We start from the raw sequence: 14,595 nt of genomic DNA on the forward strand, positions 1-14,595 counted from the left end.
TTACTACCTGTGTATTGAATACATCGCCGTAACGAGAGGAACGCGGGAGAAATAAATACTCACATCGACCACATTCACTGCATAAATCTTTTCTTGTTCCAGATCATGGCATTGATGCCAACCCCATCAGGCCCAGCCTCATAAGTCACCACCTCTTTTTGCGGTTCAACTTAATATGCACAAAGTCCGCATCAAGGTGGGCAGCCATCCTCGTCGGTCACCACAACGCCTTTTGATACTTTTTTCATTAATTGAATTTATTCACCTCACCTTGCGCTGGCGCCAACCTCGACTTAACTCAGAAAGTGATCCGGATCACACAGGAATGGCACTACCAAGGAGTTGTTATGAAGATGAAACCCATGCTGTTGCTCGCGACTTTGCTGCTCTCTGCGCTCCCCACCCTCAGTCAGGCTGAAGGAGCCCCTGCCATACCCATGGTGGTATGCCATGTCGACAAGACCCCCCAGATGCTGGTGCCCGACTATGTCTGCCGCTGGCATGGCGGCAGTGTTCACTATTAACCTGCAGAACGAGAGGAGCATCACTCCTCTCGCCTTGTGATGAGCCAACCCCCTCCTATACTGAAATCAACGGTTTTCTCATGGATAGGGGAACGTCATGATCTTGTTGGTCGGTGGGGAGAAGGGTGGCAGTGGCAAGAGCTGCCTGGCGCAAAATCTGGCGGTCTACCTCAGATCCCAATTTCAGGGAGAGGTGTTACTGGTCGACTGCGACCCGCAACGCACTACCTCGGACTGGATTCAGGAACGCAATGACAACCCGGATCTGCCACAAATCAACTGCGTTCAGCTCTATGGCAATATTCGCAACGATCTGCTTAGCCTGAAAAATCGCTATGACTACGTCATCGTCGATTGCGGCGGGCAAGACAACCGGGCACTGCGCTCCACCATGGCTGTCGCCACCCACGCCCTGATCCCCTTGCGCCCGAAACGCCGCGACCTCAAGACCCTACCCCACATGGAAGATCTGATCACCACCTGCAAGATGGTCAATCCGACCCTCAATGCAGCCGTTGTATTGACCCAATGTCCATCTTTGCCCAATCAGGTAAAGCGGATTCTCGAGGCCAAAGAGGTATGTGCCTCGTTCGGAGTCGACGTACTGAATTCCATCACCTATGGCCGCAACGTCTACGACGATAGTGAGGAAAAGGGATTATCGGTGATGGAGATAGAACCGGATGGCAAATCTGCCGAAGAGATCCGGGCCATCGCCAAAGAGTTCCTGAAAGTGGGGGTATGAGATGGGCTTGGCGGACCTGAAGAAAAAGCATCAGCTGCATCACCAGAAGAAGTTCACTGTCGATGAATTTATCGAAGATGCTGAGTTCTACGCCAAGGGTAAACCCAAGGTTGTCAGCCTTGAGTTGAGTCTGCATAGGGATGAAGCCTTGTCGGCACTGGCCTTTATCGAGAGTGGTGAGCATCTGAAGCCCAGCTTTAAAAAAGCGACCTTCTCCATGAGTACAGTGGCCATCGATGAGCTGGGTAATCTGACCCAACAAGACGGCATGAACAAGTCCCTGCTACTGCGCCTCTTTACCCACTACTTCTCTTCGCTCACCCCTGAAGAGCGCCAGACCATCTATGAGCGCCTCAACCAGCACCTATAAATACCCCATTCACTGCTCTTTTCCTGCCGTCACACCCACATTGGGTGATCACCATCAGAGCACAGAATCTGTTTCCAAAGTAACCAAAATCCCGTGTAAGAGATCTGCCATTGCACATGTAAGTAAACAGCCTAAAAGATCCTCGAGATAATCGGAAAATAGGATCTTAAAACGTGAAGGCGATTAACTTAAGTAGCTGTTTATAAATGAATAAATCGAAGAACACCACTTTCGAAACAGCTAATAGAAAAAACGTTTTCCATTCTGACGTTGTAGCCGGTTAGAAAATCCTTATAGTTACTCATGCACGGACGCAATGAAGTCGGTCAGGAAGACTGGCTGCCAGGGTTGGGCAAATGGACTCACCACAGGATGTGGTAAAGGACACCTCCCAGGACGGAGAAAGTGCGACGGGACAGGATGACTCGTCAGGCCAAGATGGCTAAAGGACACCCCAAAGGATTGGGAAGGGGAAACCTAAAGGAAGAGGTAAACAGTCAGGGATTGCAGGGAGCAACTTCGTTCAAGGATCTGAGCGATACGACTACCGGGGGCGACGCAAGTCGCCCCCATCTTTTTATCTGCGTTTCACAGCCCTATCGCTTGCCTCAGCCCACGGCCTTCTTGCCAGAACCTTCCCGACCCGCTGCCTAAGCAAAATACATATGAAAGGGCGCCACTATGGCACCCTTTTCTGTTTTCTAATCGGCAAACAAGCTTATATCACGCGAGAGAACTGCTGCTGACGCGCCTTGTTGCGCAGGTACACGTCGAAGCACATGCAGATATTGCGGATCAGCAGCTGCCCCGTGGAGGAGACCTCCAGGCCATCCTCCGTCATACGCACCAATCCATCGTTGATGAAAGTCTGCAGCAGCTTGAGATCGTCGGCAAAATACTCTCTGAAATTGAGACCGTGCGCCTGCTCGACAGACGCAAAGTTCAGACGGAAATCACAGATAAGCCGCTTGATCACCTCACGGCGGATCAGGTCATCCTGATTGAGCGAGCAGCCTTTCCACTGGGCATGACCCAGCTCTGCAACCTGTGCGTAATAGGTCTTGAGCTCTTTCTGGTTCTGGGAGTAGGCATCACCGATCATGCTGATGGAGGAGACCCCCAGCCCCAGCAGATCGCAATCACCTTGAGTGGTATAGCCCTGGAAATTGCGGTGCAGCTTGCCCTCGCGCTGCGCCACCGCCAGCTCGTCATCGGGTTTGGCAAAATGGTCCATGCCGATGAACTGGTAACCCTGGCCAGTGAGGAAGGCAATGGTGTCCTGCAGCATGGCCAGCTTCTCCTGCGGCGCAGGCATATCAACCTCTTTCAACTTGCGCTGGGCAGCAAAGCGACTCGGCAGATGGGCATAGTTGAAGATGGAGAGGCGCGCCGGATCCGTCTTGAGCACTTCTTCCAGCGTATGGTGGAAGCTGACACGATCCTGATGCGGCAGGCCATAGATAAGGTCTAGGTTGGTCGAGCGGAAGCCTAGTTCACGGGCCCGTTCCAACATGGCTTTAATAAAGTCGTTGTCCTGCTCGCGGTTGACTGCGACCTGTACATCCTTGTTGAAGTCCTGCACCCCAAGGCTGATGCGGTTGAAGCCGACATCTCGCAGCACATCCAGCATGGTAATGGCAATCTCGCGCGGATCGACCTCGATGCTGAACTCCCCCTCTTCGGCGAAATGGAAGTGCTCACGCAGCATGGCCATCAGACGGCGCGTTTGCGCTTCATCCAGATAGGTGGGTGTACCGCCACCCCAGTGCAGCTGGGTGACCAGACGATGCTTGAAGAACGGGGCTTGCGCCTTGATCTCCTGCTCCAGGTAGTCGAGGTACTCGTCAGCCTTGTGCTGATGACGGGTAATGACCTTGTTGCAGCCGCAGTAGTAGCAGAGCTTGTGACAGAAAGGGATATGCACGTAGAGCGACAGATTGCGCTCGGGATACTGGCCAGCAGCGTGGACAAAATCCGGATAGCCGAAGCTCTCGTTGAACTCCAGCGCAGTGGGATAAGAGGTGTATCGCGGGCCACTGTAGTTATATTTTTCGATCAGGGCCTGATCCCACACAATCTGTTCTGCTTGCACGCTCGCTTCCTCTCTTGTTGTTATTGTTGGCTCACCGACCTAACTGAAAATCCTTCAGCTGGGCCACATCCTTGAGGATCTGAGCCTCCAGCTCGGCCTCGTAGCCGCTGCGTTCGAGATCCATCTTCATCACTTCATTGCGCTTGAGGGCACGTCTGGCCTCATGAGTCGGCATATCTTTCACCTTCTCATACAGCCCGTACAGACCCGGGAACTCGGCAACAAACGCCCGTCCCCCCTTGATCTGCAACGCATCCAGCAGATTGGTCAGCCGAATGGCGCCTTCGGAGTAATCACACTGCCCCTCCCGCACCGCATGGGCAATGACCCGCACGCTCTCCAGAATTCGTTCATTGCGAGCGGTAATCGCCTGCCACTGCATCGCTTGCTGTCGTCTCAGCCTGGCCAGCAGCATGCCTGCATAGATGGCCAACCCTGACAAAATCAGGCCGCCCAACAGGGCGGCCAGCATCCATCCACTCATCACTTTTTCTTCGGCTCAGGCTTGGGTTCCGGCTTGAAATCGACCTGGTTGAAACGGTCCCACAACTCCTCTTCGGAGGCTGGTTTCTGCTCGTCGAACTCGGCGTCATCGCCATCATCAAACGGCAGATCATCATCTTCATCATCGTCGTTGTCGATGATGCCCAGCTCATCCATCAGCTCCTGATAACGGTCGACGCGCTGATCAACCCAGGCCTGCTCGGCCGCTTCCAGGGTTTCACCGGCATCCAGACGATCCAGCAGATCATTCAAGCGGTCATCGTTTTCGATAGAAGCCAGTTCCTGCTCGGGCGTCATCACCAGCTTCTCTTTCACCGCCTTGGGGGCTGTCGGCTTCTTCTGTTTGTCATCCACCACCAGTACCACCGGCTTGCGGGAACCGATACGCGGATCTTTGGACTGGCTGTTGCCAGACTTGCTCTTCGGCTGTTCAACTTGCTGACGAGAACCAGCCTTCAGGCCTTTGCGCTTGGCAGCCCGTTTACGCTCACGGCCTTCTTGAGCACTGACATCAGATTCTTTGCGCTTGCCAGTAGGCTTGCGAGTGGGTTGTTTGGCAGACATGAATGGCTAACTCCGAAAATAACTGGTTTGACCCGTACCCGGGATGATCTCACCCGGTGGGATACGATGCGAGGAACAGTAAGGCTGGAACAAGAGCAGGATCCCGCACCAATCAGGCCCAATCAGGCCACTGAACACCGCAGGATCGGTATCCTCTGGGCATGTTGCTGGTATTTTGACACAGAATGGCTAATCGGGTTAATGACCCAAAAGAAAAAAGGCAGCCGAAGCTGCCTTGATATGTTCATGCGTGCGCCATCCTGAATGGCAAAACAGTCTGTTTCGTCCTCTCCATGACAACTTGTCGCCGCATCATATCGTTGTGTGGTCATCCTGACCTTATATTGGTCGTTCCTGAATGTGCGTGTGCTTGTTTGACCCGTCTCGACCGCATCCTGCCATCGTGCCGGGGAGTCTGCATCCCGCAACCCCATCCCGCTCCGGAGATGGTCACCATCCTGATCCTTCAATCCTTTGCCAGCTCATCCGAGCCCATGGCATCCCGCCACGCCAGCCATCCTCTGCTCACAACACCCTGTCGTGAAACCGTCACCCAATCCGTGGGTGAATCCATTAAGCCTACTGTACCAACTCTATAAAGCGGCTCAATCCACTCAAAACATTCTCAACATGTCGAAAAATGTCAATATTTATATAATTCACTGATAAATAATGATTATTTAATATTTTATGCAATTTTATGAGCCTTGGCCTGCCTTGAGAATGGGAGATCTCTTACAGAACGGGGGGATTAAACCGAGAATTATCTGAAAGCCATAAAAACAACAGGGAGCCCAGGCTCCCCGTTTCAACTCAAATCGACCGTATCGACTATATCAGTGCAGACCCGCCACATATTTGGAGAGGGCTTCGATATCCTGATCAGTCAGTTTCTTGGCAACATCCCGCATCATGCCATTCGGATCGTTGTCACGCGTCCCGGCACGGAATGCGGTGAGCTGAGCCTTGATATAGGCAGGATGCTGGCCGGACAGGTTGGGATACTTCGCCTGTTCGACACCCGAGCCACGAGGACCATGGCAAGCCGTACAAGCTGCCAGACCGCGACTCATGTCACCACCCATATAGAGAGCCTTGCCCGCTTCGACCACGTCGTCAGGGACAGCGATAGGGGTAACCTTCAGGCTGGAGAAATAAGCCGCCAGGTCATCCATGTCCTGTTCCGACAAAGGTAACGCCATCGGCCCCATCACTGGCGCAACCCGGCCAATTTGACCAGAAGCGGCAGCCTTCAGTTCAACTAACTGCTTTTTGATATATGATGCGTGCTGACCAGCAATTTTGGGGTACATATCAACCAGGCTGTTTCCGTCCGGTCCATGACAAGCCGCACAAACGGCAGCCTTGGTCTGTCCCGCAGCGGCATCGCCCTTGGCTTGTGCCATCCCCGTTACGCCAACCATCAGAGCAAGAGTAATGACTAGGTTCTTCATGGCGTTCCAACTTTTCGTTATTAGGCTTCCAGATCCCATGCCGCTGAAGGCATGTTAAAATAAACGCGTTTAAGCGACGCTATTTTACACCATTTTACAAAAAAGTAACTCTATAACCCTCTATCTCCATGGGGAATTTACGTTGGAAACACAAACTCTGAATTTCAATAAGGTGCATTTTGTGACCAGCGCACCCGACATCCGTCACCTGCCAAATGATGGGGGTGTCGAGATCGCGTTTGCCGGCCGTTCCAACGCCGGTAAGTCATCTGCATTGAACACCTTAACCAAACACAAGAACCTGGCGCGCACCAGTAAGACACCCGGTCGTACCCAGCTGATCAACCTGTTTGAGCTGGAACCGGGCAAGCGTCTAGTCGACTTGCCGGGTTATGGTTATGCGCAAGTTCCGCTGGAAATGAAGCTCAAGTGGCAAAAGTCACTGGCAGAGTATCTGCAGCGCCGTGAGTCATTGAAAGGTCTGGTGATCCTGATGGACATCCGCCATCCGCTCAAAGATACCGACATGAACATGCTGGAGTGGAGCTCGCACCGTCAGCTGCCCGTCATGCTACTGCTGACCAAGGCTGACAAACTGAGCCCCGGCCCGCGCAACAACCAGGTGATCAAGGTGCGCCAGGCCGTTGCCAACCTCGGTTCCCAGATCCAGGTCGAAGCGTTCTCCTCCCTCACCAATATCGGTGTGGAGAAGCTGGCGCAAACCCTGACCGAATGGTACGTCAGTGGTGACGATACCGACCTGCTGAACGCTGACGAACAGCAACCTGCCGAGGAGTAATCTACTCCTCGCTCTCCTTGCAATTGGCGGAGCACTCCTCCGCTGATTGAAAGGGTTTCAGATTGTCGCTTTCACCTGCCTCACGACAAACACCCCGTATTCAGCTCCCTTGCTATATCCATTACCGCTTACAGTTCATATAGATAGGCAGTTAATTCACATAAATAATTAACTTAAGTAGGCGTTGATAGCGTTTTCAAATTCGTTCTTTCAAAACGAACAATAATTACAAAAAGAGACAAAAATGAAATTTAATTACAAAACCTAACCGAAAGGGATAAAAATGAGGCCGGACGACAGTGATGCCATCCAGCCTGAAATAATAAGTTCAAAAAATTGGGAAGAAGCTGAATCTTGAGTACCAGACGACAGGTATTCCTCAAGAAGCAGCCTCATTCTATCAAATGTATCGCCAATTTAAAGCATTTACTCTAAATGATGCGCATAAAAAAACACCCCGACGAGAACCTCATCGGGGCAGCTATTCAGCCACATTCAATTACGTGAAATAAAAGGTCTGAAAGATAGAACATCTTACCTCTGTACCCTACGCAGACAACTGTACAGCAAAGCAGCAGAAAGTGAAAGTAATTTATGTAATTTAGTTTCACAACTTACAGATTAAGAAAAAATCTTTTATTTTCATATAGATAAAAAAATCCCCAGTACGAATACCGGGGAGTTATAAAGGTGACTAGCTAGCACTTCCTCAACTATCTAGTTAGTCAGCGCCATTTCAAAGTAGTTCCGCTACAAAACAAAAAAACTTTAAAAAATCAGAGGTAGATAGCGCCATCCTCAGCAAACTCTTGTTCTTCAATGAGTTTTTCAGCCATGTCTTCAATATCAAAACGTACACTTTCGAAGGCTCTGACGATGTCATCCTCTCTCGTCAGCGCCAGACCTGTCATTCTCTCCAGTCGCCGATGGCTGATGTAACAATCTATCAGCGCCCCCATCTGCTGGGCAGGAAAACGCACCCGCTGTTCGTCAGCCTGCCACTCCATCAGGTCGGGAAACAGAATACCCTGGTTCATATCACCCCCAAGTTACGCTTCAACTCTCTCAATACCTGTTTAGTCCCGGGACGAATTCCGCGCCACACGGTAAACGCTTCGGCGGCCTGTTCCACCAGCATGCCGAGTCCATCCATGGTTTGACGAGCCCCATGCTGTTTGGCCCAACTGATAAAAGCCGTATCCGAGGCGCCATACATCATGTCGTAGATGGCAATATCAGTGTGGATCAGGGCTGGGGCCAACGGCGGCAGCTCTCCTTGCAGGCTGGCGGAGGTAGAGTTGATGACGAGATCGAATGGCCCTGCCAACTGCTCATAGGTCTGAGCAGTCACAGGCCCCAGATCGTGGAATTCGGCAGCCAACTGTTGCGCTTTTGTGTGGGTACGGTTGGCGATCACCAGCTCGCTCGGCAACTCAGCCAGCAGCGGCGCCAATGCACCGCGAGCAGCGCCACCGGCACCCAGCAGCAGGATCCGGCTATCCGCCAGCGTCACACCATGGGACTTGAGATCGGCGACCAATCCGGCGCCATCGGTATTATCCCCCAGCAACACGCCATCATTGGTCAGCTTGATGGTATTGACCGCGCCCGCCCGCTTGGCCCTTGGGCTCAACCGATCAACCAGCGCGAATGCCTGCTCCTTGAACGGCACTGTGACGTTGCAGCCCTTGCCCCCTTGGTCAAAGAAGGTGCACAGGGCTTGGGCAAACTCGTCGACGGCGGGTTCAGCCAGCCCATACTCCAGCTCTTGCTGGGTTTGTCTGGCAAACAGGGTGTGAATGAAGGGGGACTTGCTGTGGCGCACCGGGTGGCCAAAAACCAGATAACGATCCATCAAAGAGTTCCATCAGAGGGCAATATTCCGATTTAACGGGTTTTCACTCTCGGGAACAAGCCGAATAACGGCCAGTAAAAAGGGACCATCATGGTCCCTCGGGTCACAGCCACTCTCGCGGCGTGAGGTAATCGGTGTAGAGCAAGGCTTCAGGAGTGCCCGCCTCCGGCTGCCAGTCATACTCCCAACGTGCCAGCGGTGGCATCGACATCAGGATCGACTCGGTACGTCCGCCGGTCTGCAGCCCGAACAGGGTGCCACGGTCATACACCAGATTGAACTCCACATAACGACCGCGACGATAGAGCTGGAACTCCCGCTCCCGCTCGCCATAGGGCAGTGCCTTGCGTCGTTCAATGATCGGCAGGTAGGCATCGAGATAACCTCGACCTACCGCCTGCATAAAGGCAAAGCAGTCGGCAAAAGGCCAGCGATTCAGATCGTCGAAGAAGAGACCGCCCACCCCTCGCGTCTCGTTGCGGTGCTTGAGGAAGAAGTAGCGATCGCACCAGGATTTGAACTCTGGGTAGATCTCATCACCAAAGGGCTGGCAGAGATCATGGGAGACCTGATGCCAGTGCTGCACATCCTCGGCAAACGGGTAGAAGGGCGTCAAATCGAAGCCACCGCCAAACCACCAAATGGGCTCTTCCCCCTCTTTCTCGGCGATGAAGAAACGGACGTTGGCGTGGCTGGTAGGCACATAGGGGTTGTGCGGATGGATCACCAGCGACACGCCCATAGCCTCAAACTTGCGACCGGCCAACTCTGGCCGATGTGCTGTAGCAGAGGCAGGCATGGCATCGCCATAGACATGGGAGAAGTTGACGCCCCCCTGCTCGATCACCGCGCCGTGGCGCAGCACGCGGGTGCGTCCGCCACCACCGCCTTCACGGCTCCAGGCATCTTCCACAAAGTGTCCACTGCCATCGGCCTGCTCCAGACCACGGCAGATCTCGTCCTGCAACTGCAACAGGAAGGCCTTGACCTGGGCCACATCCGGTTTGCTCATCTTGTCTCCAGTCAGGCAGGATCGTGAACGCCCTGTCCATTTTTATAGTTAAATCAATCCGATGAGCTCACCGCTCAGCGGATTGATAGCAAATCATGACGTATCCGCCTGCTCAGGAGGGGCGAATAATGGCGCCGGTTCGGGCGTCCTTGATCTCGGATGGGTTAGCTTGACCACCCACTTCACCGGGCAGGATATAGGCTAACTTGCTTGCCAGCCGCTCACCGATATCGGCCACCCGACGGGCAGGCTCCTCACCGGTCAGGTTGGCGCTGGTAGAGACCAGCGGCTTGCCAAAGGCGCGACACAGCGCCTGCACCTGAGGATGAGCCGTCACGCGTACCGCGATGGTCTCGAACTGCCCGGTCAGCCAGGCCGGCGTCGTTGCACGGGCAGGCATGATCCAGGTAAAAGGACCAGGCCAGCTGGCTTCAACCAGAGCCAGTTGCTCACCGCTAAGCTGACTCAGATCGATGTAATCCTGCAATTGCGCCACGTCGGCAGCAATCAGGATCAACCCTTTCTCTACCGGACGCTGTTTGATGGCCAGCAGTCGCTGCACCGCCACTTCGGAGTCGGGATCACAACCCAGACCAAACACAGCCTCGGTCGCATAGGCAATCACCCCTTCCTGCTGGAGGGCGGCAACCGCCTGTTCAAATTCATTTGGCATAGGAAAAATGCGGCAGCCAGGCTGCCGCCTCGTCACTTAGTAGCAAGTTGAATCCATACGGCGGCGACCACAACAAAGTGACGTTTTGCTGTAGCACAGGAAAAATACGACACCTCCGGATCGCCACCCGTTCACTTACTTGAGTTGAGCCTGCAGGGCGGCATCCTTGGCCATCACCTCTTCGGCATTCTTCTGGCGTTCGGCCCGAACCTTGGCTGCCAGTTCATCATCGGCTACTGCCAGCATCTGGGCGGCCAGATAACCTGCGTTCTTGGCACCGGCTTTGCCGATCGCCACGGTCGCCACCGGTACACCACCCGGCATCTGCACGGTGGAGAGCAGCGCATCCAGCCCCTTGAGCGGGCCACCATCGATGGGCACCCCGATCACAGGACGAGTCGTGATGCCGGCTACGGCACCCGCCAGATGCGCCGCCAGACCGGCAGCACAGATAAAGACCTTGCAGCCACGGGCCTCGGCATCGGTCACATACTGATGGGTCGCAGCCGGCGTGCGGTGCGCGGAGGTGACTTTGACTTCCACTGCGATATCAAATGACTTGAGCACCTCGAGGGTGGTTTGCATCACGGGGAAATCAGAATCAGAGCCCATCAATACGGCAACAAAGGGTTTATTCATGGGGGAATTTCCTTACTCCAAGTGGGGGGTTGAAGTTCACCGAAAACGTTTCAATCCGGTTGCGGCGGCCGGATTATACCTGCTCACTTTGGTGGCCGCATTTCTTTTGCGGACAGACCCAACGCAGAGTTCCCCTCACTTTTTTCTCTACCATGATGCCCCAACCACACGCGGGACAAGGCATGGAGATCGGTTTGTCGTTCACCACATATTTGCAGTGTGGATAGCCATCACAAGAGTAAAACTGCTTGCCGTAGCGGGAAGTGCGGCTCACCAGATGAGCCTTGCCGCACTCGGGGCAGAGGATCTGGGTATCGTCACTCTCCTGCAGGGATTCGATGTGCTGACAGGCCGGATACTGGGTACAACCGACAAAGAGACCGTAACGCCCCTTCTTGATCGCCAGCGGCTCTCCGCAATCGGGACAAGCAGAGCCTTCGAGCACCTTTTCGATGTCGCGGCCGGATGGCGTCAGGGAGCGTATGTAATCACAGGCAGGATAGGCAGAACAGCCGAGAAAGGGGCCATGTTTGCCCTGGCGGATCACCAGCTCGGCCCCGCACTGCGGGCACGGCTCGCGCTCGAAGGCATGTTCGTGGGCTGAAAAGAGGTGATGATCGATTTTTGACATGGGCCGCGCCTTGAAATCCAGATGGCCTGAATTCTACCAGCGCGGCACCGGACTGTCAGTGAATGACGCCGTCTGACTCATCAAACACCAGCTCTTCCATCTGCTGGTAGGCATTTTCACTGCCCGGTACGTTGAACAGCACCATCATGACGACCCACTTCAGGTCATCCAGCTCGATATCCGGCTTGTCCAGCTCGAGCAGGCGCTCGATACAGATCTCGCGGGTTTCGGCATTCAGCACTTGAGCCTGTTCCAGAAAGAGCAGGAAGCCGCGGCACTCGGTGCTGAGGCGCGCCAGCTCTTGCGGAGCATAGATACGCATCGAGCCTTGTGCGCTGGCGGTAACATAGACCTCCCGCTCGCTATCGTGCAGATTGGCCAGTCGCTCCAGCCAGTCGAGCGCCTTGTCGATCTCTTCTTTATCGAAACCGGCCCGGCTCAACTCGTCGGTGAGCTCATCCTGCTCGACCATCACATCTGCATCGCTGTGGATGTAGGTCTCGAAAAGGTACATCAATACATCAAACATGATTCGCCCTCCTCGCTCTGACGTATCCACCGGCTACCGCCATCACTGCACCGGCCAGCTCCAGCTCTACCAACCTGCCCAATACCACTTCGACAGGAAGCTGGGCCCGCTCGGCAACGGTATCCACGCTCGTGGTCTCATAATCTACGTTATCCAACAAATCGGCATAAGGCAATTCGCTATTATGCGGTTGCTCAGATGGTATGACCGACGAATGTGGCCGTGCGACCCACTCTGGCAGCTCTTCCACTATATCGGCCGCACTCAGCACAAGTTTGGCCCCCTGCTGAATTAATCTGTTGCACCCTATCGCCTGGGCATTTTGCGGGGCACCGGGTACCGCAAACACTTCGCGCCCCTGCTCCAATGCATAGCGGGCAGTGATCAGCGAACCGCTCTGCTCGGTCGCCTCCACCACCAGAGTTCCCAACGACAGACCACTGATAATACGGTTGCGACGAGGAAAATGTTCAGCCAGCGGCCCTTTATCCGGCGCCAGCTCGGAGATAAGCAAACCACCTTTCTCCAGAATCTGACCTGCCAGTCCCTGATGGCGTTTGGGGTAGAGGCAATCCAGCCCGGAGCCCAACACGGCAAGGGTGATACCACCACAAGCCAGCGCCTGCTGATGGCAAACACCATCGATACCGAGCGCAAGGCCCGAGGTGATGGCGAACCCGCATCTAACCAGTTCGCTACAGAGACGGGACGCGTTATCTTTGCCTGCATAGGTGGGATGACGTGTCCCCACCATCGCCAGCTGGGGTAGCGACAGCGCTTCAAGATCGCCACGGCAGTAGAGCAACAGGGGGGCCGCGGGAATTTCACGCAACAAGGGCGGATAAACAGGGTGATCTTGCGGAATAAGGAGATTGCCAGGTAACGCGGCCCAAGCCAGACTCTGCTCAACAACCGGCGAGGGCCAGCGCAGTTGTTTGATCTGCTCTGACGACAGCCCCATACCGTGCAGCTGTGTTTCATCGCTCTGAAACAGGGCATCAATCGAACCGCCGATCTGCTCCAGCAGCCGAACTGCGGTTACAGGGCCGATTCCGGTAACCGCATTGAGGGTTAACCAGAGCGCCAAGCGCTCATCGGGGTAATTCACGTCAGAAGTGAGTGACCCGATAACCCGAGCTCACCATGTCCTTGCTCTGCATGATGAGGCCATAACTCAGCTTGTCATACACCTTGAACAACATGACGCGGGCAATCGCTTCAGAGGGCAGTGGTGCCTTCTGGTTGCCACTACTGTAGAACACCTTGTCGTAGACAGAGGAGAACTCCTTGTATTTCACTGCACCATTCTTGGTGACCAGCGCAGCCCCCGGACGCCGAACATCGAGCACATCGCCCGCGGAGAGTTGATCCCGAGCGCCTTTGTTAATCAAGACCACATCAAACTTGCCCCCTCCCCTGGCTTTGCTCGGCAAGTCGATGATGTAGCCAGGGGCAATCGCCGGGGCAGCCTTGGGCATGAAAACCGCAGGCATGTTCTCCTGAGGGGGCAGCTCCATAATCTTGTCACCCTGCAATACTTCACGCTGGTTATGGGTGAGAGTCACTTCGGTCCGATCACCATCCAGCAGCGCTACCGCACGAACCACGCCTGCAAAGATGGCCTCCTGACCCAAAAGCTCACCTGTCTCGCGATCCTTGTAGACCACCCCGGGATGATAGATGCCATACATCTTGCCCGGTATCAGAGCTCCCTGCACATAGAGGGTGTCCCCCTCAAGCATTCCAATGTGCTTTTCGTCTGAACCCAGCAAATAGGGCAGCATTTTCTGCTGCTGACTGTCGGCCAAAATATGGTCCGTCTGCAAAAAGGGACCTATCTCGCTGAAGGGCAGAGTAGGGATAGGATTTGCCTTGCTCTCATAACGGGTTTTCGGGCCGAGACGGATGACCTGTTTGTCCCCCTGCATCGCTTTGCCCAGCCGGGGCTCACCATTGACCCAGCTCAGGTGCAGCACGTCCCCTGGGTAGATCCAGTGCGGATTGGCAATCTGTGGATTGATGTTCCAGAGCCGGGGCCACAGCCATGGCTCAGAGAGATATTTGCCGGAGATATCCCACAGGGTATCGCCTTTTTGCACTACATAGCTTTCGGGATAACCCGCTTTCAACCTCAGCTGATCGGCCAGAGCAGCTTGGCTCATGGTCACCAGCAGGCAGGTGAGGATGGTTTGCTTCAGATACAT

17 protein-coding genes are annotated in these 14,595 nt (G+C 54.4%); 4 read left to right on the forward strand and 13 right to left on the reverse strand.

Annotated features, from left to right (window positions below; genetic code table 11):
* Positions 1 to 347: 347 nt before the first annotated feature.
* The 3 genes from I6L44_RS15425 to I6L44_RS15435 all read left to right on the forward strand — a co-directional run bounded on the left by I6L44_RS15425 (position 348) and on the right by I6L44_RS15435 (position 1,639).
* On the forward strand, positions 348 to 524 hold the full coding sequence (locus I6L44_RS15425) for a hypothetical protein (RefSeq protein WP_216952272.1): 177 nt from the start codon (positions 348 to 350) through the stop codon (positions 522 to 524).
* 97 nt (positions 525 to 621) lie between these two features.
* Positions 622 to 1,269, forward strand: a complete 648-nt coding sequence (locus tag I6L44_RS15430; RefSeq protein WP_216952274.1) for an AAA family ATPase — start codon at positions 622 to 624, stop codon at positions 1,267 to 1,269.
* 1 nt (position 1,270) lies between these two features.
* Positions 1,271 to 1,639 (forward strand): CopG family transcriptional regulator, encoded by a 369-nt coding sequence (locus I6L44_RS15435; protein WP_216952276.1) that lies wholly within the window; start codon positions 1,271 to 1,273, stop codon positions 1,637 to 1,639.
* A gap of 718 nt (positions 1,640 to 2,357) precedes the next feature.
* Here I6L44_RS15435 and hemN read toward each other — a convergent pair.
* From hemN to I6L44_RS15455, 4 genes are all read right to left on the reverse strand, one after another.
* A complete protein-coding gene (hemN, locus tag I6L44_RS15440) occupies positions 2,358 to 3,731 on the reverse strand; it encodes an oxygen-independent coproporphyrinogen III oxidase (RefSeq protein ID WP_216952278.1) in 1,374 nt (457 codons plus the stop codon).
* Between the two features lie 31 nt (positions 3,732 to 3,762).
* On the reverse strand, positions 3,763 to 4,203 hold the full coding sequence (locus tag I6L44_RS15445) for a DUF2489 domain-containing protein (protein WP_216954465.1): 441 nt from the start codon (positions 4,201 to 4,203) through the stop codon (positions 3,763 to 3,765).
* Positions 4,204 to 4,214: 11 nt separating this feature from the next.
* Positions 4,215 to 4,799: a Der GTPase-activating protein YihI gene (yihI, locus tag I6L44_RS15450; protein ID WP_216952280.1), complete on the reverse strand. Its 585-nt coding sequence runs from the start codon at positions 4,797 to 4,799 to the stop codon at positions 4,215 to 4,217.
* An 836-nt stretch (positions 4,800 to 5,635) separates the two neighbouring features.
* On the reverse strand, positions 5,636 to 6,253 hold the full coding sequence (locus I6L44_RS15455) for a cytochrome c (protein WP_005339710.1): 618 nt from the start codon (positions 6,251 to 6,253) through the stop codon (positions 5,636 to 5,638).
* 142 nt (positions 6,254 to 6,395) lie between these two features.
* On the opposite strand from I6L44_RS15455, the gene yihA reads away from it, so the two are divergent.
* Positions 6,396 to 7,052 (forward strand): ribosome biogenesis GTP-binding protein YihA/YsxC, encoded by a 657-nt coding sequence (gene yihA / locus I6L44_RS15460; protein ID WP_216952281.1) that lies wholly within the window; start codon positions 6,396 to 6,398, stop codon positions 7,050 to 7,052.
* Positions 7,053 to 7,828: 776 nt separating this feature from the next.
* Here yihA and I6L44_RS15465 read toward each other — a convergent pair.
* The 9 genes from I6L44_RS15465 to I6L44_RS15505 all read right to left on the reverse strand — a co-directional run bounded on the left by I6L44_RS15465 (position 7,829) and on the right by I6L44_RS15505 (position 14,595).
* The gene (locus I6L44_RS15465) at positions 7,829 to 8,089 is read right to left on the reverse strand and encodes a DUF1488 domain-containing protein (RefSeq protein ID WP_005357522.1); all 261 of its coding nucleotides are present in this window, start codon (positions 8,087 to 8,089) and stop codon (positions 7,829 to 7,831) included.
* Positions 8,086 to 8,907, reverse strand: a complete 822-nt coding sequence (gene aroE, locus I6L44_RS15470; protein ID WP_216952282.1) for a shikimate dehydrogenase — start codon at positions 8,905 to 8,907, stop codon at positions 8,086 to 8,088. The genes I6L44_RS15465 and aroE overlap by 4 nt, the downstream gene beginning before the upstream one ends.
* A gap of 103 nt (positions 8,908 to 9,010) precedes the next feature.
* Entirely contained in the window at positions 9,011 to 9,919 is a 909-nt protein-coding gene (hemF, locus tag I6L44_RS15475; RefSeq protein WP_216952284.1) for an oxygen-dependent coproporphyrinogen oxidase, read from the reverse strand.
* Positions 9,920 to 10,031: 112 nt separating this feature from the next.
* Positions 10,032 to 10,592, reverse strand: coding sequence for an L-threonylcarbamoyladenylate synthase (locus I6L44_RS15480; RefSeq protein WP_216952285.1), 561 nt, complete (start codon positions 10,590 to 10,592; stop codon positions 10,032 to 10,034).
* Positions 10,593 to 10,727: 135 nt separating this feature from the next.
* Positions 10,728 to 11,231 carry a 5-(carboxyamino)imidazole ribonucleotide mutase gene (gene purE / locus I6L44_RS15485; RefSeq protein ID WP_005339704.1) on the reverse strand — a complete coding sequence of 168 codons (504 nt, stop codon included), beginning with the start codon at positions 11,229 to 11,231 and terminating at the stop codon, positions 10,728 to 10,730.
* 73 nt (positions 11,232 to 11,304) lie between these two features.
* The gene (locus tag I6L44_RS15490) at positions 11,305 to 11,862 is read right to left on the reverse strand and encodes a type I DNA topoisomerase (RefSeq protein ID WP_216952288.1); all 558 of its coding nucleotides are present in this window, start codon (positions 11,860 to 11,862) and stop codon (positions 11,305 to 11,307) included.
* A gap of 55 nt (positions 11,863 to 11,917) precedes the next feature.
* Entirely contained in the window at positions 11,918 to 12,391 is a 474-nt protein-coding gene (locus I6L44_RS15495; protein WP_005339699.1) for a DUF494 family protein, read from the reverse strand.
* Entirely contained in the window at positions 12,384 to 13,499 is a 1,116-nt protein-coding gene (gene dprA, locus I6L44_RS15500; RefSeq protein ID WP_216952290.1) for a DNA-processing protein DprA, read from the reverse strand. The genes I6L44_RS15495 and dprA overlap by 8 nt, the downstream gene beginning before the upstream one ends.
* A 1-nt stretch (position 13,500) precedes the next feature.
* The gene (locus I6L44_RS15505; RefSeq protein WP_216952292.1) at positions 13,501 to 14,595 is read right to left on the reverse strand and encodes a LysM peptidoglycan-binding domain-containing protein; all 1,095 of its coding nucleotides are present in this window, start codon (positions 14,593 to 14,595) and stop codon (positions 13,501 to 13,503) included.

Source organism: Aeromonas sp. FDAARGOS 1414, assembly GCF_019047065.1.
Lineage (GTDB): Bacteria > Pseudomonadota > Gammaproteobacteria > Enterobacterales > Aeromonadaceae > Aeromonas > Aeromonas veronii_A.